18 protein-coding genes and 1 pseudogene are annotated in these 19,905 nt (G+C 64.5%); 7 read left to right on the plus strand and 12 right to left on the minus strand.

The window, feature by feature from the left end; translation table 11 throughout:
* Positions 1-12: 12 nt before the first annotated feature.
* Both phnD and phnC read right to left on the minus strand, forming a co-directional pair.
* Entirely contained in the window at positions 13-921 is a 909-nt protein-coding gene (gene phnD, locus GM910_RS10065) for a phosphonate ABC transporter substrate-binding protein (RefSeq protein ID WP_159587383.1), read from the minus strand.
* A gap of 80 nt (positions 922-1,001) precedes the next feature.
* On the minus strand, positions 1,002-1,823 hold the full coding sequence (gene phnC, locus GM910_RS10070; protein ID WP_159587384.1) for a phosphonate ABC transporter ATP-binding protein: 822 nt from the start codon (positions 1,821-1,823) through the stop codon (positions 1,002-1,004).
* 371 nt (positions 1,824-2,194) lie between these two features.
* On the opposite strand from phnC, the gene GM910_RS10075 reads away from it, so the two are divergent.
* Positions 2,195-3,166, plus strand: coding sequence for a glycoside hydrolase family 25 protein (locus GM910_RS10075; RefSeq protein ID WP_159587385.1), 972 nt, complete (start codon positions 2,195-2,197; stop codon positions 3,164-3,166).
* Between the two features lie 21 nt (positions 3,167-3,187).
* Here GM910_RS10075 and GM910_RS10080 read toward each other — a convergent pair whose 3' ends face one another.
* On the minus strand, positions 3,188-4,783 hold the full coding sequence (locus tag GM910_RS10080; protein ID WP_159587386.1) for an OpgD/OpgG family glucan biosynthesis protein: 1,596 nt from the start codon (positions 4,781-4,783) through the stop codon (positions 3,188-3,190).
* 505 nt (positions 4,784-5,288) lie between these two features.
* Here GM910_RS10080 and GM910_RS10085 point away from each other — a divergent pair.
* Genes GM910_RS10085 through GM910_RS10100 form a run of 4 tightly spaced genes read left to right on the plus strand, consistent with a single transcriptional unit; the run spans position 5,289 to position 8,811 of the window.
* On the plus strand, positions 5,289-6,701 hold the full coding sequence (locus tag GM910_RS10085; protein ID WP_159587387.1) for an arylsulfotransferase family protein: 1,413 nt from the start codon (positions 5,289-5,291) through the stop codon (positions 6,699-6,701).
* Positions 6,698-6,958 carry a hypothetical protein gene (locus tag GM910_RS10090; RefSeq protein ID WP_159587388.1) on the plus strand — a complete coding sequence of 87 codons (261 nt, stop codon included), beginning with the start codon at positions 6,698-6,700 and terminating at the stop codon, positions 6,956-6,958. Before GM910_RS10085 ends, GM910_RS10090 begins: the two co-directional genes overlap by 4 nt.
* A gap of 9 nt (positions 6,959-6,967) precedes the next feature.
* On the plus strand, positions 6,968-7,687 hold the full coding sequence (locus GM910_RS10095; protein WP_159587389.1) for a hypothetical protein: 720 nt from the start codon (positions 6,968-6,970) through the stop codon (positions 7,685-7,687).
* Positions 7,684-8,811 carry a sulfotransferase family protein gene (locus tag GM910_RS10100; RefSeq protein WP_159587390.1) on the plus strand — a complete coding sequence of 376 codons (1,128 nt, stop codon included), beginning with the start codon at positions 7,684-7,686 and terminating at the stop codon, positions 8,809-8,811. The genes GM910_RS10095 and GM910_RS10100 overlap by 4 nt, the downstream gene beginning before the upstream one ends.
* Positions 8,812-8,822: 11 nt before the next feature.
* Here GM910_RS10100 and GM910_RS10105 read toward each other — a convergent pair whose 3' ends face one another.
* The 5 genes and pseudogenes from GM910_RS10105 to GM910_RS10125 all read right to left on the minus strand — a co-directional run bounded on the left by GM910_RS10105 (position 8,823) and on the right by GM910_RS10125 (position 13,203).
* Complete coding sequence (locus GM910_RS10105) at positions 8,823-9,485, minus strand: class I SAM-dependent methyltransferase (RefSeq protein WP_201285457.1); 663 nt, start codon at positions 9,483-9,485, stop codon at positions 8,823-8,825.
* A 17-nt stretch (positions 9,486-9,502) separates the two neighbouring features.
* Positions 9,503-10,237: a polyamine aminopropyltransferase gene (locus GM910_RS10110; RefSeq protein WP_159587392.1), complete on the minus strand. Its 735-nt coding sequence runs from the start codon at positions 10,235-10,237 to the stop codon at positions 9,503-9,505.
* Positions 10,238-10,477: 240 nt separating this feature from the next.
* Positions 10,478-11,281 (minus strand): endonuclease/exonuclease/phosphatase family protein, encoded by an 804-nt coding sequence (locus tag GM910_RS10115; RefSeq protein WP_159587393.1) that lies wholly within the window; start codon positions 11,279-11,281, stop codon positions 10,478-10,480.
* An 84-nt stretch (positions 11,282-11,365) separates the two neighbouring features.
* Positions 11,366-11,866 (minus strand): annotated as a pseudogene (locus GM910_RS10120) (LysR substrate-binding domain-containing protein); the annotation flags it as partial.
* A 134-nt stretch (positions 11,867-12,000) separates the two neighbouring features.
* Positions 12,001-13,203, minus strand: coding sequence for an MFS transporter (locus GM910_RS10125; protein ID WP_159587395.1), 1,203 nt, complete (start codon positions 13,201-13,203; stop codon positions 12,001-12,003).
* 80 nt (positions 13,204-13,283) lie between these two features.
* Between GM910_RS10125 and GM910_RS10130 the strand changes: the two genes are divergently transcribed.
* Positions 13,284-14,285: an AraC family transcriptional regulator gene (locus GM910_RS10130; RefSeq protein WP_159587396.1), complete on the plus strand. Its 1,002-nt coding sequence runs from the start codon at positions 13,284-13,286 to the stop codon at positions 14,283-14,285.
* A gap of 62 nt (positions 14,286-14,347) precedes the next feature.
* Here the strand turns inward: GM910_RS10130 and GM910_RS10135 are convergent, their stop codons facing one another.
* From GM910_RS10135 to GM910_RS10150, 4 genes are all read right to left on the minus strand, one after another.
* Positions 14,348-14,920 carry a 2'-5' RNA ligase family protein gene (locus GM910_RS10135; protein WP_159587397.1) on the minus strand — a complete coding sequence of 191 codons (573 nt, stop codon included), beginning with the start codon at positions 14,918-14,920 and terminating at the stop codon, positions 14,348-14,350.
* 175 nt (positions 14,921-15,095) lie between these two features.
* The gene (locus tag GM910_RS10140; RefSeq protein ID WP_159587398.1) at positions 15,096-15,839 is read right to left on the minus strand and encodes an aspartate/glutamate racemase family protein; all 744 of its coding nucleotides are present in this window, start codon (positions 15,837-15,839) and stop codon (positions 15,096-15,098) included.
* A gap of 18 nt (positions 15,840-15,857) precedes the next feature.
* A complete protein-coding gene (locus GM910_RS10145) occupies positions 15,858-16,676 on the minus strand; it encodes an ABC transporter permease (RefSeq protein WP_159587399.1) in 819 nt (272 codons plus the stop codon).
* Between the two features lie 3 nt (positions 16,677-16,679).
* A complete protein-coding gene (locus GM910_RS10150; RefSeq protein WP_159587400.1) occupies positions 16,680-17,588 on the minus strand; it encodes an ABC transporter permease in 909 nt (302 codons plus the stop codon).
* Between the two features lie 300 nt (positions 17,589-17,888).
* Here GM910_RS10150 and GM910_RS10155 point away from each other — a divergent pair, with 300 nt between their 5' ends.
* The gene (locus GM910_RS10155) at positions 17,889-18,827 is read left to right on the plus strand and encodes an IS110 family RNA-guided transposase (protein WP_159587401.1); all 939 of its coding nucleotides are present in this window, start codon (positions 17,889-17,891) and stop codon (positions 18,825-18,827) included.
* Positions 18,828-19,905: the final 1,078 nt, after the last annotated feature.

The raw sequence follows: 19,905 nt of genomic DNA on the forward strand, positions 1-19,905 counted from the left end.
AGGAGAGAGGCCTCAGCCCGAGCGGCGCTGCTCTTTCAGCCAGTCGCGCATCTCGATGATCCACTGGTAGCGGTCGTGGTCGACGGCAATGAAACCCTTGCCGGTCGACGTCTCCCCGCCGTCCATCTCGCGGAAGGCTTCCGGGTCCTTTTCGGGCGCGGCCAGCACGGCCGCCTGCATCGCCGCGATCAGGTCCTGCGGCAGGTTGGCGCGCGCCGTGAAGGGGCCGGAGGTGATCTCCGGCGATTCCCAGATGGGGCACACGGCGCCCTCGTCGATCATGCCCTTGGCGACCATGCGCTGCGGGATGCCGTTGATCTCGTTGTTCTGATAGGTGGCCGCGGCGTCGTACTGGCCGTTCACCACGCCCTGCACGCCGGTCTCATGGGCGCCCGAGAAAGGCGTGGCGCTGAAGAACGTCCCGGGCTCGTAGCCCTGCTTGACCATGTTGAAATACGGCACGGCATAGCCGGACGTCGAATCGGGATCGGCAAAGGCCAGCACCTTGCCTTCGAGGTCGTCGAGCGACGTGTAGCCGGAATCGCAGCGCACGAGGATGATGGAATAGTAGCCGGTGGAGCCGTCCTCCTGCTGCTTGGTGGTCAGCGGAACGACGCCACCGTTGGTTTCGGTATAAGCGGCGGCGTAGGAGGAAGAGCCGAGGAAGGCGAACTCGATCTGATCGGCGGCGAGCGCCTGGATGACGCCGTCATAGGAGCCGGCCGTGAAGATCTCGATCTCGACGCCAAGCTCCTTCTCCAGGTAGTTCTCGAAGCCGGTGTAGCGGGCGATGCGGTCCTTCTCGTTCTCGCCCGACAGGACGCCGAAGCGCAGCGTCTTGTGGTGATCTTTCCATTCCTCCGCCGCATGGGCGGGAGCGAGGCCGGCGATGAGGCCGGCGGCGATGGCGATATGCTTCATGGGGTGCTCTCCTCTTGTCGAAAGGGGCCTCGCGTCCACGACGTGCCGGCCCTGAGTGAAAATTCCGCAGTGCGAGAGGGTCAGGCGGCTTCTGTCTCCAGCGCCGCGTGCTTGCGCTGAGCGGGGATCGCGGTGGAGGTGACGAATTCGTCGATATCCGCTTCCAGGCCCGCCTCGCCGTAGATCTCGCGCACCCGCGCCTGGGTCAATTCATGGGCGGCGCCGTCGAAATGGACCCGGCCGGCGCGCATGGCGACGATGCGGTCGCAATAGCTGCGGGCGGTGTCGAGGGTGTGCAGGTTGACGAGCACGGTGATGCCGTCCTCGCGGTTGATGGCCCTGAGCGCATCCATCACCCGCGTCGCATTGGCCGGGTCGAGCGAGGCGATCGGCTCGTCGGCCAGAAGGATCTTCGGGTTCTGCACCAGTGCCTTGGCGATCGCCACCCGCTGCTGCTGGCCGCCCGAGAGCGTGCCCGCCCGCTGCAGGGCCTGAGGCACGAGATCGACACGGTCGAGCGCGCGGATGGCGCCGGCCCGATCCGCCTCGCTGAAGTGGAGCGCCATGGAGGACAGTAGGCCCTGGTGGGCGACGCGCCCGATCAGGACGTTGGTCAGCACGTCCATGCGCTCCACCAGGTTGAACTGCTGGAAGATCATGCCGCAGGAAGCGCGCCATAGGCGCAACTCGCGGCCCCTGAGGCGTGTAACGTCGCGCCCGCAAAAGGCGATCCTGCCCTGCGTCGGGTCGATCAGGCGGTTGATGAGGCGCAGCAGCGTCGACTTGCCGGCGCCGGAACGGCCGATAACGCCCACCATCTGGCCGGGCGTGATTTGCAAGGAGACTTCATCGACAGCTGAAATGTCTCCGAACTTCTTCGTGATTCCATCGATCTCAAGCATGTCAACGCCTCCCACCGCGTCGAGATGGTCATATTTGAATTATCACTACTATAAGTGACATATATTCTTTTGCTCGAAGGCTCATATGAGACCATACCGCTGCAATATGACAATGATATTTCAGAAATTCCTGGTAGTGGATAAGTAAAACATATACGAATACCGGATTGGTATAGACGGCGGCGGGATGAATTGGGAGCGGTTGGCAGCCGAGCCGAGGCAGGGTGGGCCGCAGCAGCACTGCCCGCGCTTCGTTCTTCCATTAGGGTTAAAGATGGCATTCAGTCTTTTTTGGTAATTTACCGTTAGCAATGCACGCAAGGGATGCCCGGCTTTGCCGTCGGTCCGTTTTGTTCTGCGTACAGGTGCCCATGCGTTTCCCAGGCTTGTCAGCTATCCTCTCCGCCTGCATTGCCTTTATCGGCTGCACCTCCAACGGCCCGAGCGTGGACGAGCTTCTCGCGCGGCCGTCGCAGGAGACGACGAGCTCCGTTACAAGGCCGGACAATCTGGTACCGCCAGCAGAGATCGGTTCAGCACCGCCGGAGGAGGGAGAGCTGCAACAGATGATGGCGATGGTGCCATCGGATCCCAAACCTGAAGCGCTGACGGCCGCCCTTGCGAGCCCGCCGAAGCCCTTCGTGCGCCGGCAGATCTACAGGCAGCGCTTTCGCGATGCCAAGCCCATAAACTTCGGCTCCGCCTCGCCCTCGTCGCTGGCCGTCCACGGCGTCGACGTCTCACGCTGGCAAGGCGAGATCGACTGGGCCAAGCTGCGCTCGCAAGGCGCGAACTTCGCCTACATCAAGGCGACGGATGGCGGCGACCATCTCGATCCGATGTTCAAGAAGAACTGGCGTGCTGCCGCCGAGGCCGGCTTGCGGCGCGGCGCCTACCATTTCTTCTATTGGTGCCGGACGGCCGGCGAACAGGCCGACTGGTTCATCCGCAACGTGCCGAAGGTGGAGGGTGCCCTGCCGCCGGTCATCGATGTCGAGTGGAACCACACGTCCAGCTGCAAGAAGCGTCCGTCGCGCAGCCTGGTCCTCGAGAAGATGCAGGTCTTCATGGACAAGCTGGAAAGGCACTATGGCCAGCGTCCGGTCATCTACACCGCCCCGGACTTCTACCGCGACAACCTGCGGGGCGCGTTCCTCGACTATCCGTTCTGGCTTCGCTCCGTGGCAGAGCCCCCCTCCAAGGTCTACCCGGACCGGAAATGGGTGTTCTGGCAATATTCAGGCTCCGGCCTCTCGCACGGCGTCGACGGCAGGATCGATCTCAACGTGTTCCATGGCAGCGAAAACGAGTGGCACCGATGGGTAGCCGCGCACGCGGGCTGAGCGATGCGTTTCACCCGCGCTTCATGACGGGCTTCCGTCGCCCCTTCTCCATTGATACATCCAGGTCTCGGAGAGGCGGCGGTCTTCACTCGTCAGGAAGGCGCTGATCTCGACCGGATCGCCGCTGTCCGGCCGGACGTCGACAGCAAGGCGCCATGTGTCGTCCTGGACCGACGAGACGGTGGAATGCTCGATTTTTCCGCCGCTAACGCTGATGCTCGCCGAGATGCCGGGCTCGCCGGAAAACTTCCGCAGGATGTCCCCCTTGAAGTCGACCACGAACTTCCGCACCGCCTTGTCGACCTTGTCCTCCTCGAGACCGGAAACGCCGCCGATACCGGTCCGCACGCCGAGGACGCGAGCCGTCGCGTCCGACCGCTCCCTGATCGCGCCCCAGGTCAGCCGGTAGCTGAACTCCAGCGCCTGGCCGCGTGTGATCTCGCCCTCCGGCACCCAATAGGCAACGATGTTGTCGTTGATTTCGAGGTCGGTCGGGATCTCGATGAGATGCACGAAGCCCTTGCCCCATTCGCCAAGCGGCTCCACCAGCAATGAGGGACGCCTGTGATAGGCGGCTCCACCGTCCTGATAATCCTCGAAATTCCTGTCCCTCTGGAAGAGCCCGAAGGCCTCCGGGTTCTCCTCCGCAAAGAAGGAATTGGCGAGCACGGAGGGGTTGTTGAGGCTGCGCCAGATCTCTTCCCCGTCGGCGCGCACGATCTTCAGCCCGTCGCTGTCGTGGACTTCCGTACGGTAGTCGTCGAAAGCCCGGTTGTTGTTTTCGCCGAAAAAGAACATGGAGGTCATCGGGGCGATCCCGAGCCGCTCGACCTCGCGGCGCATGTAAAGTCGCGTCGTCACCTCCATTTGCGTGTCTTCGCCGGGCATGATGCGGAACGCGTAGGCGCCCGTCACGCTGGGCCCGTCGAGTGCGGCGTAGAGCGTGACGTCCTTGTCGCGTTCGCCCGGACGCTCGATGTAGAAATCCGTAAAGCGAGGAAACTCCTCGCCTTTCGCCGTCGCGGTATCGACCGCGATTCCCCGCGCCGACAGGCCGTAGAGATTGCCGCGTCCGAGCGCGCGAAAATAGCTCGCGCCCAGGAAAGTAACGAGTTCGTCCATGATCGCGGGATCGTTGAGCGGATGGTGCAGCCGGAAGCCGGCAACGCCCGGCATGGAGATGTCCTTGAAACGGTCCGCCTCGAGCGGGGGCCGGTACTCGAAATCATCCGCGCTGAACACAAGAGGCCTGGCAGCGCCGCCTTCCACCACATGAAGGTTCACGGTCTCCTTGAACAGCCAGCCCATGTGAAATGCCTGCAGCTCGAACGGCGCCTCGCCTTTCCATAAGGCCCGTTCGGGCCGATAGCGGATGGCGCGATGCTGGTCGAAGGTGAGATCGGCAAGTATCTTGGGCAGATCGGCGTTTGGCGCCTGGTAGGGCTCGGCGGCCCGCGCCTCCATCGCCTCGCTCAGCATATCGAACGAAAAGGGGACGGCGTCATCGCCGGTCGCCGATGCCCCTTCAGCAGCCCGCGCCCCGGAGGTCTTCAACACGGCGGCAGGGCTCGACACAATGCCGAGCACGGCGCTCAACAACAGGGTCCTCCGGTGCATCGCCTACCCCTCACCCGGTTTGGCAGCTCACAAGTGAGCAAATAGTGGAGAGGTTCCGGCTGTCCTCATAAATTTGCAATAAGGCCGTTAACACGCCGCTTGAAGCCACGACGGCCGGGCCTGCTCCCCTCCCTCCGAAAATGCAACCGGGCATCAAGTTGATGTCAATATTTCTGAGTTCACAATTAGTTTTTAAGCGAAACTGTACGATGGCCTGTATAACTTCATCGAATTATATCAATCTTAAAGAATACACTTCATAGAAAACAAAGAATTTTTGGAAATCATGCTGAGAGAGACGCGCTCCCCTGATCGATAACTGTTACCGCTTGAATGAATGTTTGAATTCCGATCGTTTCACCACTCGAATTGAAGCCACATTCTGGTGGGATCGATTTATCACGTCTCGCCCGAGCCAGGGTTCGGCGCGAAGTGCTGCGCCGGGCTACCTTTCTGGTGCGCTGCGCACAGACCGACAGTCTTTCTCGGAGCCCACGGTCATACGATGAACATTCACGATCCGGAACAAAAGCACGTGGATGTCGGCGGCGCGCGAACGCGCTCCGACAAGCTGTTCTATGCGGCATTCGTTGCCTCCCTCGGCATACTGATCTTCCTCGTCGGATCGCTCCTGACGGTAGCCGAATACTTCCCCGGGCCGCAGATCTCGCGTGCCCTTGAAGGGGGCAAGGCGCTTTACGCCAGGTACAATGAGACCAAGGACGTCTACCGCACCGACCTGTGGTATCCCGAGCGCCGCAAGGACAAGGGCGTCACCGTCAAACGCGAACAACTGATGCAGGAAGGGCCGACCCTCTACATGTCGGGGAGCGAGCCCACGGTCTACCTGATCGATGCGGACGGGAACGTGCTGCATTCCTGGACGAAGCAGTTCAGCGAGATCTGGTCGGCAGACCCGGACGCCGGCTGGATGAAGGAGCCGCAGCCCGATTCGCACGTCTATATCCGCCGGGCCCATATCTTTCCCAATGGCGATGTCCTCGCCATCTACGAAGGGGCCGGCGACACGCCCTATGGCTACGGCGTCGTCAAGCTCGACCGGGATTCGCAGGTGATCTGGAGCTATCCCGGCCGCGCTCATCATCAGTTCGACATCGGCCCGGACGGCACGATTTATGTGCTTACGCAAGAAATCGTCGAGGACGAGATCGACGGCTTTGCGCACCTCGACAAGCCGCGGCTGGAAGATTTCCTGGTCGTCCTTTCGCCGGACGGCAAAGAGCTGAAGAAGATCCGGCTCTTTACCGCGTTGGCCGACTCGGAGTTCCGGCAGCTTCTCTACACCATTTCCAGCTGGGGCCTCGCCGACCCCACCCACACCAACACGGTGGAATATATCGGTGACGAAGCAGCGGCCAATTTCCCCTTCGGCGAGGAGGGGCAGATCATGCTTTCGTTCCGGGAAATCAACACAATCGCCGTGCTCGATCCCGAGACGGAAGAGGTTACCTGGGCGACCAGAGGGCCATGGCTTGGGCAGCACGATCCCGACGTTCTTCCCAACGGCAACATCCTCTTGTTCGACAACTACGGGAACTTTAACCGTCCGAACGGCATTTCCCGCGTGATCGAGTTCGATCCGAAGACCATGGAAATCGTGTGGGAATACGCCGGTACATCGCAATCTCCGCTCGCCAGCACCATCCGCTCAGACCAGCAGCGGCTGGCGAACGGCAACACGCTGATCACCGAATCGGACGGCGGCCGCATCGTCGAGGTAACTCCGGATGGCGAGATCGCCTGGGAATTCGTGAACCCCGTCCGCGGCGGACCGGACGGCGACCGGATCCCCATCATGGCATGGACCGAGCGGCTGGATCCGGCCAGCCTCGATCCCGCGCTGCTGCAACCTCAGCAGCAGGCGGCGGCTCAATCGCAAACGGAGACCTCTCCATGAAGAAGATTGCAGCATTGATTTCCTTCGCGCTCGCCGCGCTCGTGCCGACGGCAGCCCTCGCCTATGTCGGCCCCGGCGCCGGACTGAGCCTGCTGGGCGCACTTTGGGCACTGATCGCGGCCGTCGGCACCGTCCTGATCTTCATTGTCGCCTGGCCGGTACGCAGGATGCTGCGCCGGCGCCGCGCGGCCAACAACGCGGACGCCCGGCATATGGAAGCGACACACCAGGCCCCGGCGGACAAACAGAGCCGTTGAGGCCAATCCATGGGTCTCTTGGATCTGCCTTCGTCGACCCTTTCGGCGATCGATGGCTGGCTGAGCCTGGTCCTCCCGCCGGCGGCAAGGCTGCTCGTGTGGGCGGCCTTGGGCGCGGTCCTGTCCATGGAGATCTACCGCCTCCTGTCGCCGCAGTCGCGCATCGCGCAGATCAAGCGATCGTTCGAGGAGATGAGGCGCCGTGTCGCCGGGTTCGACGGGGAATTCGAGGACGTATGGCCGGACATGCGAAGAATGATGTCGCTGGCCCTGCGCCGCATCATGCTGGTCTTTCCCGCCACCATCGCCGCTTCCCTGCCCTTGCTCGTCGTCATCGTGTGGATCTCCACTCAATACGGCGCCACCTATCCGCCGGCCAACGAACCCGTGACGGTTTCCGTGCCCGGCGGCTTCGAGGGACGTTGGGTCGGTGCGGACGCCGGCACGCCGCACGCCCAGGTGATGGACCGTGACGGCCGTTCGGTGGCCGATATCGCCGTCCTCGAGCCGGTGCCGGTGATCCACAAGCGGCTGTGGTGGAATGCGCTTATCGGCAACCCGGCCGGCTACCTCGACGACGCCCTTCCGTTCGACCGCATCGACATCGCGTTGCCGCGCCGGCAGATCCTCTCCTTCGGTCCATCTTGGCTGCGCGGATGGGAGGTGACCTTCTTTGCCGCGATGGTCGTTTTCGCCTTCGCCTTCAAATCCGTTCGGCGGATCGCATGACGGCGGCCGCGCACGCAGTGAGGCCGCAGGGCAAGTCCCCTCCCCCCGAGATCGACCCGTGGACGCACAGGTTCGGCGGTCTTCTCGAGCGCTACCCGCGTTTCTGGATCGGGCTCGGGAACCAGGAAACGCGCGCCCTTAATGAGCGGATCGAGAAGGTGACGGTCGACCGGCCGATCTACATCGCCGGCCTCGCCCGTTCGGGCAGCACCATCCTGCTCGAACTGCTCGCCCGCCATCCCGATACGGCGAGCCACCGCTACCGCGATTTTCCGCTCGTCCTCACGCCATGGCTGTGGAACTGGTTCGTCGACCGCGCCGGCAACCGGCAGCCGGAGGCGGCGGAACGCGCGCATCGTGACCGGATCAAGGTGACACCGGAAAGCCCCGAGGCCTTCGAGGAGGTTATCTGGATGGCCTTCTTCCGGGATCTTCATGATGCCTCGACAAACACGGTATTCGACAAAAACGCGCACCACCCCCCTTTCGAAACCTTCTATCGCGACCACATCCGCAAGCTCCTCGCTCTGCGCGGCGCCTCGCGCTATCTCTCCAAGGGCAACTACAACGTCGCCCGCCTGGGCTACCTGAAAAAGCTCTTTCCCGACGCCCGCTTCGTCGTCCCGATCCGCGATCCCGTCTGGCACATCGCCTCGCTGATGAAGCAGCACCGGCTCTTCGTCGCGTGGGAAAGCGAGGACCCGCGCGTGCGTGCCCACATGCGCCGCAGCGGACATTTCGAATTCGGGCTCGACCGCAGACCCCCCAATATCGGCGACGGCCGGGCGGCAGCCGAGATTGCGCAGCTGTGGGAAGACGGCGACGAGGTCGCGGGCTGGGCCGCCCATTGGGCCTCGGTCTACGGTCATGTCGCAAGCCAGCTCGATGATCCGGAATTGGCCGCAGCCACGCTCGTCGTTCGTTACGAAGACCTATGCAGCGACCCCGGCGCCATGCTTGCCGCCATCCTGGACCACTGCGCACTGGCGGATGACGGCCTGGTCGAGACCACTCGCGCAACCATCAGCGCCCCGACCTATTACGAGCCGTCGTTCACACAGGCCGAGCGGCAGGCAATCAGCGACCGCACCGGGGCGGTGGCCCGGCTGTTCGGGTATGGCTGACGGGCCGGCTCTCAGGCCTCGACCGGCTTGCGCATCAGCGCCACGTCCTTGGCGGGCACGTCGCAGACCCATCCCCGGCTCCCGGCAATGAAACGCATCGTTGCCTCCCGATAGAAGACAACGTGGGTGGGATCCCTCCTGTAGTGCCAGTCGGCGAACCGCTCGTCCTCGGTCTGGAAACAGGTCATGACCGCCAGCCAGCCTCCCGGCCGAAGTAGGCCGCCAAGCCGGTCGAACTCTTCTGCCGGCCGGTGGAAGTGCTCGGCCGTCTCGGTGCACGTGACGAAATCATACATCCGGTCCAGCACCGCTGGATAGGGATGAAAGAACGGGTCATAGAGCGCCATTGGGTGGCCGGCTTCCTCCAGCATCGCCGCCAATGCCGGACCGGGGCCGCAGCCATAGTCGAGCCCTCTCGCACCCGGTTCCAGCCGCTCCATCAGGGGATCGGCGATCTTCGACAGAAACCGGCGGTACTGGGGATCGTCGGGACGGTTCTCGTGATGCAGGTAATAGGCACGCTCCGCTTCACGCGAGGGATGCTGGCGTGGGTCGAGAAAGCGCGCCTCGCAGATCGCGCACCGCCAATAGTCTCTACCGTCCACCGACAGAAACGGCCGCGGCGCCGGCGCGCGGCACACCGGACAGGCGTCAAGAGTTGCGGAGCTAACCATGCTTGCCGCCCCTGCCGTCATGCCGCCTCATCGGGTGCGACGGTGCGGGCAAGATAGACCGTCTGCGTGAAGGGGCGGTCCTGCAGCGGATTATGAAAAGTCACCGGCTCCGCCCAGGCGTCGGTGAATACGCCCGATAACCGATCGACGAAAGACTGGTCCGGCTTGTCGTTCGACCAGAGGCCGAATACACCTCCGGGCTTGATGTGGGCGGCAAGCGCATGGAGCCCTTCCGGCCGATAGAAGCCTGTGCTGCGGTCATCGAGCAGGGCGTCGGGCGAATGGTCTATGTCGACGAGGACCGCGTCGAAGCGGCGCTCGGGCGCATCCGGATCGAACCCGCCCTTGCCGCCGGCCATGGCGAAGAAATCGCCTTGAACCAGACGGCAGCGCCCGTCGGCGACAAGCTCGGGACCAAGCGGCAGCAATCCGGTCCGATGCCAGTCGATCACCGCGTCCAGCATCTCCACCACGACCAGCGAGCCGACCGTGTCGTGCTCCAGAACCGCCTGCGCCGTATAGCCAAGACCAAGCCCGCCGACGACCACATCGAGGCCGGCACCTTCAAGCGCCGCAAGACCGAGCCGGGCCAGCGCGATCTCCGACGCGGTGAACATGCTGGACATGAGATGCTCTTCGCCGAGCTTGATCTCGAACACATCGACGCCAAGCGACAACACGCGCCGACGCCGAAGGCTCAGCGCCCCGATCGGCGTGGGGCGATAGTCCAGTTCCTCGAACAAAAAGCTCATGGCGCGCTCCGCGAACCTCTCCGGGCGGCCGGACAGTCGAGCCGACAATGAATGGGAATGGGCCGCTTGTCGATGCTTCGGACGCAAAGGCCAGGGCAACGACCTCGGGTCACCGACGTCGCGTCGACCCCCACTCCAACCGCTTCGCGGCCACCTCTCCCCGGCGATAGACCAGTTCATCGATGCGGCGATTTGCCCAAACAGATGGTACCATCTGTCAGGACCGCACCACTAGAGGCTTCAATCGAAGTCAAGAACCAACGGGCAATGGTCCGACACCTCCGGTTCCCTGATCACATCGAAAGACACAACGTTCACCGCTGCATTGACCAGCATGTAGTCCGCGTACCGTCCGGATTTCCGGTAGTGAGACGTCCGCGTGCCTTCGAACCCGCGTGTCGTCACCAGGTCGGCAAGGCCGATCGCGCGCAGGATGTCGAAGCTCCTGCTTTCGGGAAGCACATTGAAGTCGCCGCAGACGATCATGCGATCGCCGTCCCGGGCAACGGACTTGGCCAGGTCCGCCAGCCTTTGCGCCTGGACCAGGCGCGCCGCAGTATCATGCTTGCCATCAAGATTCCTGAGCCCATGCATATGCGCGATGACGACCGGGTGCCCCTTGTCGAAGTCGAACAGCCTGACTGCGTGCGCGCTCCGTGGGCGAGGATGGTCGCCATATCCGTTGGCTGAGAATTCGCCATGCACGAATCCCTGCTTCTGGCCGATGATCGGGATCGACTTGCGGACGAATGTCGCCAGGCCCCATTGGGAATCATAGCGCGTCTCGCCGTCCCAAAGGTCTCCCTGAGCGGCAGGGCAGAAGACAGCGACATGATCGGGAAGGGCGCGACATATTTCGAGGAAGAAATTCGCCCGCTGCGGAAGTTCAACGCCGTCATGCCAATAGGTCAACCAGGTGCGGTCGGCGGTCGGCGTATGAACGACCTCCTGGAGGCACAGGACATCGGGGGCCGATGCCTTCAAGTACGGGATCAATAAATCGTGGAGCTTCCCGCCCCACCCGTTCAGACACATCAGGCGCAAAATAGACCCTCGCAACCGAGACGATGAGCGCCGACGATAGCCGCCATAAAAGCAGAATCAAAGGCATGCAGCCGGTTCTCACCACTACGCCCGAGCCGCTTCGCGCGGCTGCTGCCATTCCCTGACGAGCATGTCCACGAAACGCTGGGCCGTCGGGGAGAGTGTGGTGCCGCGGCGGTGCACGATGCCGATCGTGCGGGTGACGGAGGGGTCCGTTAGCGGCCTCACGACGATGATCGGGTGTTCGTCCGGCGGGGTCGCCATACGCGGCAGAACGGAGACGCCGATCCCCGCCTCGACCAGCCCGAGCGAGGTGGACAGATGCGTGGTTTCGTAGGTCCAGTGGATGTGGACGTTGGCCCTGGCCAGCGCCGAATCGAGCAGAGTGCGGTTGCCGCTCGTCCGCCCGACGGTGATCAGCGCATGCCCTTCCAGGTCGCTCCAGCGCACCAGCGGCAGCGTAGCGAGCGGATGTTCGCGATGGGTCGCCGGAACGAAGGGATCCTCGCACAACGGCGTGAACTGCAGCTCCGAGCTGGAGGCGCCCATGAGGTTGATGCCGAACTCCACCTCCCCGCGGGGAACCGGTTTTCCGTCCGGAATTGCAACAAAACAACGAGTTAGAACAGTTCATCGATTCCATGAAACGATGAACCGTTCCAGGCTACATGCGGCAGGGCCGCGCCGCCGGAGCAGCGCGGCCCCCAGCCGATTACATCTTAGGCCGCTTTCGGCACAGCACGCGTCTCGACGCCGGCCATGATCGCTACCGCCGCGATGACGAGCACCGCACCGCTCGCCAGGAAGACGGTCGCCACACCGCTGATGTCAAAGATGAGGCCGCCCGCCGCCGCGCCGGTAGCGATGGCGAGGTTGATCGCAGCGACGAAGAGGCCACCGGCGCTTTCAGCCTCGTCGGGCACGGCGCGCGTGATCCAGGTGGACCAGGCGACCGGAACCGCACCGAAAGCGAGGCCCCAGAGCGCCACCATCGCAGCGTCGGCGGCCACGTTGCCGCCAAGCGCGGAAAGCGACAGCGCCAGCGTGCCCATGGTCAGCGGCATGATGGCGAGCGTCAGCCGCATCGAGCGCTCCAGCAGGAACGCACCGAGATAGTTGCCGAACAAGTTGGCGATGCCAAAGGCCAGGAGGATGGCGGAAATGCCCGCCACGCCAACGCCGGTCACCGTCTCCAGGAACGGCCGTATATAGGTGAAGAAAGCGAAGTGACCGACGAAGACCAGGAGGATGGCGGCCATGGCGAGGCCGACCGCCCGCCGGGAAAGCACCTCGATCAGGGTGCCGAAGCGCGACTGCCCGCGCGGCGGCAAACCCGGCAGGGTGGCGAACTGCACGGCAAGCGCCAGCACGCCCAGGCCCGCCGCCGCCACGAAGACAGTGCGCCACCCGGCGACGGCGCCGAGATAGCTGCCCACGGGGGCGGCGAAGATCGTTGCCGCCGACACACCGGAAAACAATATGGAAAGGGCGCGCGGCACATAGCGCTCCGGCACAAGCCGCATCATGGTCGCCGCCGACAGCGTCCAGAACCCGCCAAGCGCGATGCCGAGCAGGATGCGGCCGGCAAGCAGCAGCGGCAGGTTGGGAGCGATCGCCACCAAGAGGTTCGACAGGATGAGCAGGATCGAGAAACCGAGGAGGACGAGGCGCCGGTCGAGCTTGCGCGTCACCGCCGTGATCGACAGGCTGGTGATGAGCGCCACCGCCGCGGTCGCCGTCACCGCCTGCCCGGCCATCCCCTCCGTCACGCCGAGTTCCGCGGCTATCGGTGTCAGCAGGCTGGCGGGCAGGAACTCAGCTCCCACCAGCCCGAATACGCCAAGGCTCATGGAAACCACGGCCCCCCAGGCCGGCGCGGAGCCGGCATCTTCCCCCCTCTCCGCAATCGTCGCGTCATGCATCTGCAGGATCCTCTGGTTGATGAAGTCGATCGCTTGCAGATGGGTGGCGGTTTCGGACGGTCCATGCCATAATCTCCGGAATGCTTGATCGAAACTCCGAAATACAAACGGAAGCAGCCCGCGCCGATCCGATCAGCGAGCTGCTCATGGGCATGCGCCTTCGCGGCGCCAGCTACGGCAAGCTGCGGCTTGCGCCGCCCTTCGGCATCCACTTCCCCGCCGCTCAAGAGGCCCGCTTCCAGTTCATCGCCGCCGGCAACGTCTATCTTCAGTCGGAAGGGCTTGCACCGAGGCCGCTTGCCTGCGGCGATGCAATCCTGCTGCCGCGGGGCGACGGCCATTCCCTCGTCTCCACACCGGGCGTCGCGGTGCGTCCCGTCGACAGCTTCGAGAGGACCCCGCTGTGCGCCGACGTCTGCGCCGTCGGTAAAGCCCCGGAGGATGCGGGCCGCACAAAGGATGTCCTGATCTTCACCGGCCGCATGGAATTCGAGCTCGATACGCTGCATCCGCTCGTCGGCCTCATGCCGCAGGTCATGTCGGTCGGCGCGCTTCTCGCCCGGCAGCCGGAGATCATGCCGCTCCTGGCGGCGATGGAGCGCGAGATGGCGACCGAGCGCGCCGGTTCGGCCGGCATTCTCGCGCGGCTTGCCGATGTGGTCGCCGCCACCATCGTACGGGGCTGGGTGGAATGCGGCTGCGGCGATGCGACAGGGTGGATCGAGGCGCTGCGTGATCCGCGCCTCGGCCGTGTCATCGCCGCGTTGCACCGCGATCCCGGCCGCGCCTGGACGGTGGCCGAAATGGCGGCGGAAATGGGCAGTTCCCGCTCGGTCTTCGCGGAACGCTTCGCCGCGGCCACCGGCACCACGCCGCTGCGCTATGTGGCCGCCCTGCGCATGCGGCTCGCCGCGCAGTGGATCGGACGCGATCGGATAGCGATCGACACCGTCGCAAGACGCCTCGGCTACGGCTCGCAAGCCGCGTTCGCCCGCGCCTATAAACGCGTCACCGGCCACCCGCCGGGAAAAGCCCGCGCCCCCTCGCCGATCCCCCGCGAGGCCCCGGCGGCGCCGCTGTAGCGGAGCCTCACGGGCGGCCTCTTGCCGGTGAACGGATGAACACGGGTGCCGCTCCCGCTCGCTCAACCCTGAAACGACCAGCGATCGATCACGTTGTACCGCGTGAGCCCCCGTTCGCTGTGGACGAGCGCGAATTCCCTCGCCACGAAGCGGATCGGCTCGATCGCCTGCATGGGCACCGGTTTCAGCCCGTAGAACAACGTCATATGCGGAGTGAAAAGCTTTGCCGCCCTCAACCCGTTCTTCTCCATCGCGGCGCCGAGGGATTTGTGAAGCTCCGACAGAGCCTCCCCCTCCCCGAGTAAAACCAGCGGCCGCCTTCGCCGCCTGCCATTGATCGATGGGGCGCCCTCGAAGCTTTTGACGAAGCGAAAAACCACCTCGAACGGATGCATCGAAACGGCTTTCCCGGCCTGCCTCGCCGCATAAACGAATTTGGTCCGCAGATACCCGTAATCCCCCACATGCTGCAGCGAGATGTGGAGGCGCGGAGCCTGAAGCAGCGTCCCCTGCAGGCGATTTTCGCAAACGAAGCGCTCTGCGAACCCTCGCGTATAGATGGCTGTTTGGGTATCCGGAAACAGGCAGAAAAACAGCCGCTCCGGCAGCTTGGGCCGCTCTGGCCCAGGCGGCAAGCAGTAAAACTCGAACACGCCTTGCATACGCGCACATCACGACTACCAGCCCACGCCCTCGTCACAGGCCCCAATGAGAACATACCATGAACAAACATGCAAGAAGGAAAACAAGATCGCACCAGCTTACAGCGCCAGCCAGGTGTGCTTCGAATGACGGTTGCTCAGTCTGCCGTCACGCGACCGCCTTTGGCGGCGCAAACCCGGCGAGCGCTCCGGTGTAGGTTTTCCGCGCGGGGAAGGCGTAGGCGCCCCTCTTGCCGGTCGCAAGCCCGAGCGCGACGAGCGCCTCGGCTTGTTTGACGGCCGCGCCGACCCCGTCGACCACCGGCACGCCGAACTCGCCCTGAAGCTCGGCGGCAAGGTCGGCCATGCCGGCGCAGCCCAGAACGATCGCCTCTGCCCGGTCGTCCTTAAGCGCGCGGACGATCTCGACGCGCAGCTTTGCGGCGGCGCTCGAAGCCGGGTCCTCCAGGGAAAGCACGGGAATGTCGGCCGCCCTGACGCGGGCGCGCGGCCCCATCCCATAGCGCGCCACCAGCCCCTCCACCGGCACGCGCGAGCGCTCGGTGGTGGTGACCACAGTGAAGCGCTGGGCGATGAAGGCGGCGAGGCTGAGAGCTGCCTCGCAGATGCCGATGACCGGGATGCCGGCCATGGCGCGCGCGGCATCGAGGCCCGTATCGTCGAAGCAGGCGATGACGGCCGCGTCGGCGCCCGCTTCTTCGCCGCACGCGATCTCCTTGAGCAGCCCCGGCACGGCCAACGCCTCGTCATAGTAGCCCTCTATGGAGGCGGGGCCCATGCTGGACGTGACCGCTTCGATCGCGGTCGAGCCGGCTGCAGCCCGGCGCGCGGCGGCCTCGATGGTGGCCGTCATGCTGGCGGTCGTGTTCGGGTTGACGACGAGGATGCGCATTGCGTGGATAAGCCCCCCTCAGCCGCGCGCGCGGCGGCGGCGGAGATAGACGATACAGCCGAGCGTGGCCAGGATGACGAGGAAGGAGAAAACCGTGGTGACGGTGCCCAGCGCATAGAGCACGGGCGTCGTCACATTGGTCGTCATGCCGTAAATCTCCAGCGGCAGCGTGTTGTAGGTGCCGGCCGTCATGAGGCTGCGGGCGAACTCGTCGTAGGAAAGCGTGAAGCCGAACAGGCCGACGCCGATCAGGCTCGGCGCGATCATCGGCAGGACGACGTGACGGAAGGTCTGCCACGGCGTCGCGCCCAGGTCGCGCGCCGCCTCCTCGTAAGCCGGCGAGAAGCGGTTGAAGACCGCGAACATGATCAGCACGCCGAAGGGCAGCGTCCATGTCAGATGCGCGCCGAACGCGGAGGTGTACCAGGAGGGGCGGAAGCCGATCTGCTGGAACATCACGCCGATGCCGAGCGAGATGATGATGGAAGGCACCACGAGGCTGGCGACGGCCACATAGAAAAGTGCCGTGGCGCCGATGAACCGGCGTCGGAAGGCGAGGCCGGCGAGCAGCGAGACGGCCACCGTCACGCTCATCACCATCAGGCCCAGGACGAAGGAGCGCCGGAAGCTGCCTCCGAAATCGCCGACCGCCTGCTGCTCGAACAGATTGGCGAACCAGTGCAGCGACACGCCGTTGAGCGGAAAGGTCAGCCCGCCGCTCGGCCCCTGGAAGGACAGGACCAGGATCGCCGAAAGGGGGCCGTAAAGGAACAGCACGAAGAGGATGAAGAAAGCAGCGAGGAGGTAGAACCCGGCGGTGCGTTTCTCGTGGTCCATCGTTCACAGCTCCTTGCGGATGTCGACAACCCGCAGGATGCCGGCGACGAGGAGGAGGACGAGGACGAGCAGCACCACCGCGTTGGCGGCCGCGGCCGGATATTGCAGCAGGGACATCTGGTTCTTCATGATAAGCGCGACGGAAGCGCTCTGCCCGCCGGACATCACCTGCACCGTGATGAAATCGGCCATGACGAGGGTCACGACGAAGATCGTGCCGATGGCCATGCCCGGCTTGGCCAGCGGGATGATGACGTTCCAGAGGATTTGCCGGCCATTGGCACCGGCGTCGCGCGCGGCCTCGATCAGCGAGCGGTCGATGCGCATCAGCGTGTTGAAGATCGGCACGACCATGAACAGCGTGTAGAGATGGACCATGGCCAGCACGACCGCGAACTCGGAGTACAGCAGCCATTCGAGCGGCGCCGGCACGAGCCCACTCTCCACCAGCGCCGCGTTGACCAGCCCGTTGCGGCCGAGCACCGGGATCCACGAGATCATGCGGATGATGTTGGAGGTGAGGAAAGGCACGGTGCAGACCAGGAACAGGACGATCTGCATCGCCGTCGTGCGGATGTGGAATGCCAGGAAATAGGCCACCCAGAAGCCGATGAAGAGCGTAAGCGCCCAGACGATGGCCGCGAATTTGAGCGTGTTGAGATAGGTCTTCCAGGTGACCCAGGAGCCGAGCGCCTCGGTGTAGTTGTAGGTCACGAAATCGGGATAGAGCCGGGCAAAGTCGTAGTCCCAGAAGCTCACCACGACGATCATGAGAATGGGCGCCACGAGGAACGCACCAAGGATCAGCGTCAGCGGCGCGGCCTGGAGATAGGGCGCGAGGCGGGCGAGGCTGAAGCGGCGGGCGGGCTTGGCGGCGGCTCCGTCTACATGCTGTTCAGCGGCGATGGTCATCGTGGCCTTCTATCGTGATATTGCAGCGCCCCTTCGCGCCCCCCTTGTAACTCAAGCTCCGCCGCATCTGATATACTCATAGTTGCGGTGGCTGGCGGGAGACCGATTCCCCCACGCCCCCCTTGTAACTCAAGCTCCGCCGCATCTGATATACTCATAGTTGCGGTGGCTGGCGGGAGACCGATTCCCCCTGGGGACACTGATCCCGTGACAGAGCGTGGGTCCCCGCCGGTCGTTCCATCGAACCCGAACAGTCGCTTGGGCCGCGCTGCGAGCCCGTTTGCGCAAGGAAGGGACAGGATGGACAAGGCATGCTTTGTGGGGATTGACGTGTCGAAGGAGCGTCTGGACGTGCATATCGCCCCTGGAGGCGAGGCTTTCGCATTCGCGCGTGACGGCGCGGGCATTGCGGCGCTTGCGGAGCGGTTGTCGGGCCTTTGCTGCGCGCTGGTGGCCGTGGAGGCGACGGGCGGCTTCGAGACCGTGGTTGCGGCGGGACTGGTGGCGGCCGGCCTGCCGGTGGCGGTGGTCAATCCCGCCCAGGTGCGCGCCTTCGCCACCGCGCTTGGCCAGCGCGCCAAGACCGACCCGATCGACGCGGCCGTGATTGCCCGCTTCGCGGAGGCGACGAAGCCTGAGGTGCGGCCCCTGCCGGACGCGGCCACGCGGCTTCTGGCCGATCTCGTCGCCCGCCGGCGCCAGATCGTCGCCATGATCGGCGCCGAGCGGCAGCGCGAGAAGCGGGCGCCGGCGCGCGTGAGGAAGAGCATCGCCCGCCTCCTCAAGGCGCTCGAGCGCGAACTGGCCAGCCTCGACACGGACATCGACGATGCCGTGCGCGGCTCGCCCGTCTGGCGCGCCAAGGAGGACCTGCTTTCCTCCATGCCCGGCATCGGCCCAACCATCGCCCGCAGCCTGATCGCCGAGTTGCCCGAGCTCGGCAGCCTCACCCGCCGCCAGATCGCCGCCCTGGCCGGCCTCGCCCCGTGGACGCGCCAGTCCGGCCAGTGGCGCGGCAGGAGCTTCATCGGCGGCGGCAGGGGCTCCGTGCGGGCGGCCCTGTTCATGGGCGGCATGGTGGCCATCCGCCACAACCCGATCCTCAAGGCCTTCCGCGACCGCCTGGTGGCGGCCGGCAAACCCAAAATGGTCGCCCTCATCGCCACCACCCGAAAACTGCTCACCATCCTCAACGCAATACTCCGGACAGGACAACCATGGCGCGCGCAAAACACTTGACAGCCAAGACAGTCGCTCTGTCCTGACTGCTCACCATCCTCAACGCAATACTCCGGACAGGACAACCATGGCGCGCGCAAAACACTTGACAGCCAAGACAGTCGCTCTGTCCTGAGCTTTGTCGAAGGGCCGGACATCTCCCCCACGAGGGGGGAGATTGTGCTGGCCGCTTGCTTCGGCGCCATCCCTGCAATGCTTGCGATTGGCGAAAACCGCCATGACGGCCAATCTCCCCCCGTGTGGGGGAGATGTCCGGCAGGACAGAGGGGGGCGCGAAGGGGCACCGGCATTTCAAGGAAAACCCATCACTCGCATCATCCCGGCCGCGCGACGACATGTGCGTACTACGTGCCCATCCCCACCCCACCGCGCGCGCGTCATCCCGGAAGTCGGAGCGAAGCGGAGACTGTCCGGGACCCATTCCGTGACTCGCCCACCTTCCGGAATGGGTCCCGGACAAGCCTTTCGGCTTTCCGGGATGACGCGCGCGGGTGGGACGACGCGCGTTGGGAAGGCGGCGGGCGCCCTTCACCTCAGCCGGCGATGCCTCGCCTGCGCGGGGATAAAATGTGGCGACAAAAATTCTTTCTTTCCTGCCAACCCATTGTTTTCCTTCGCTTCGGAATAATTTCTCCAACTTTTTTCGCAGGAAAATACGCCCCCCTGCCCAAACGCCCCCTACAATCCTCCCCATCGCTCTTGCGGGAACCGGATGCGCACCGGGTGTTCGGGAGAGCGGCGGAGACCTCTCCCTTCGGGCTCGGTACCCGGAGGCCTGAGGGCCCGCGACAGGCCGGCGGTGCCGGGAGCGCTGGGTGACAGCGTTGCCGGCATTGCGGAGAAGCCGCCAGGGCTTCTCGTCCGGCCCGGTAAAGCCCCCATTGGGTGCAGCCGGGAAGGGCGGGGAGGCCGAGTGACCGGCCGACTGTCGGGACAGACTCCGGCGGGGCGCGTTGGACGCGCCTAAAAAATAATAGAGTGGCTCGGACAACGCGCCCCGCTTCCCACGTTCTTTGACATAGCCCGGCGGGGAAACCCCGCGCGGCAACGAATAAGCACGTCCTTCGCCAGGAAAGGC

It is taken from the genome of Chelativorans xinjiangensis, assembly GCF_009812055.1.
Classification (GTDB): Bacteria; Pseudomonadota; Alphaproteobacteria; order Rhizobiales; family Rhizobiaceae; genus Chelativorans; species Chelativorans xinjiangense.

What these genes read in the sequence shown, in the direction of transcription:
- GM910_RS10095 (WP_159587389.1), top strand. Translation starts at nt 6,968, where the DNA reads ATGGGTCTCTTGGATCTGCCTTCGTCGACCCTTTCGGCGATCGATGGC.
- GM910_RS10155 (WP_159587401.1), top strand. Translation starts at nt 17,889, where the DNA reads ATGGACAAGGCATGCTTTGTGGGGATTGACGTGTCGAAGGAGCGTCTG.
- GM910_RS10110 (WP_159587392.1), bottom strand. Translation starts at nt 10,237, where the DNA reads ATGAGCTTTTTGTTCGAGGAACTGGACTATCGCCCCACGCCGATCGGG.
- GM910_RS10085 (WP_159587387.1), top strand. Translation starts at nt 5,289, where the DNA reads ATGAACATTCACGATCCGGAACAAAAGCACGTGGATGTCGGCGGCGCG.
- phnD (WP_159587383.1), bottom strand. Translation starts at nt 921, where the DNA reads ATGAAGCATATCGCCATCGCCGCCGGCCTCATCGCCGGCCTCGCTCCC.
- GM910_RS10150 (WP_159587400.1), bottom strand. Translation starts at nt 17,588, where the DNA reads ATGACCATCGCCGCTGAACAGCATGTAGACGGAGCCGCCGCCAAGCCC.
- GM910_RS10075 (WP_159587385.1), top strand. Translation starts at nt 2,195, where the DNA reads ATGCGTTTCCCAGGCTTGTCAGCTATCCTCTCCGCCTGCATTGCCTTT.
- GM910_RS10125 (WP_159587395.1), bottom strand. Translation starts at nt 13,203, where the DNA reads ATGCATGACGCGACGATTGCGGAGAGGGGGGAAGATGCCGGCTCCGCG.
- GM910_RS10145 (WP_159587399.1), bottom strand. Translation starts at nt 16,676, where the DNA reads ATGGACCACGAGAAACGCACCGCCGGGTTCTACCTCCTCGCTGCTTTC.
- GM910_RS10105 (WP_201285457.1), bottom strand. Translation starts at nt 9,485, where the DNA reads ATGGTTAGCTCCGCAACTCTTGACGCCTGTCCGGTGTGCCGCGCGCCG.
- GM910_RS10100 (WP_159587390.1), top strand. Translation starts at nt 7,684, where the DNA reads ATGACGGCGGCCGCGCACGCAGTGAGGCCGCAGGGCAAGTCCCCTCCC.
- GM910_RS10080 (WP_159587386.1), bottom strand. Translation starts at nt 4,783, where the DNA reads ATGCACCGGAGGACCCTGTTGTTGAGCGCCGTGCTCGGCATTGTGTCG.
- GM910_RS10140 (WP_159587398.1), bottom strand. Translation starts at nt 15,839, where the DNA reads ATGCGCATCCTCGTCGTCAACCCGAACACGACCGCCAGCATGACGGCC.
- GM910_RS10090 (WP_159587388.1), top strand. Translation starts at nt 6,698, where the DNA reads ATGAAGAAGATTGCAGCATTGATTTCCTTCGCGCTCGCCGCGCTCGTG.
- phnC (WP_159587384.1), bottom strand. Translation starts at nt 1,823, where the DNA reads ATGCTTGAGATCGATGGAATCACGAAGAAGTTCGGAGACATTTCAGCT.
- GM910_RS10130 (WP_159587396.1), top strand. Translation starts at nt 13,284, where the DNA reads ATGCTTGATCGAAACTCCGAAATACAAACGGAAGCAGCCCGCGCCGAT.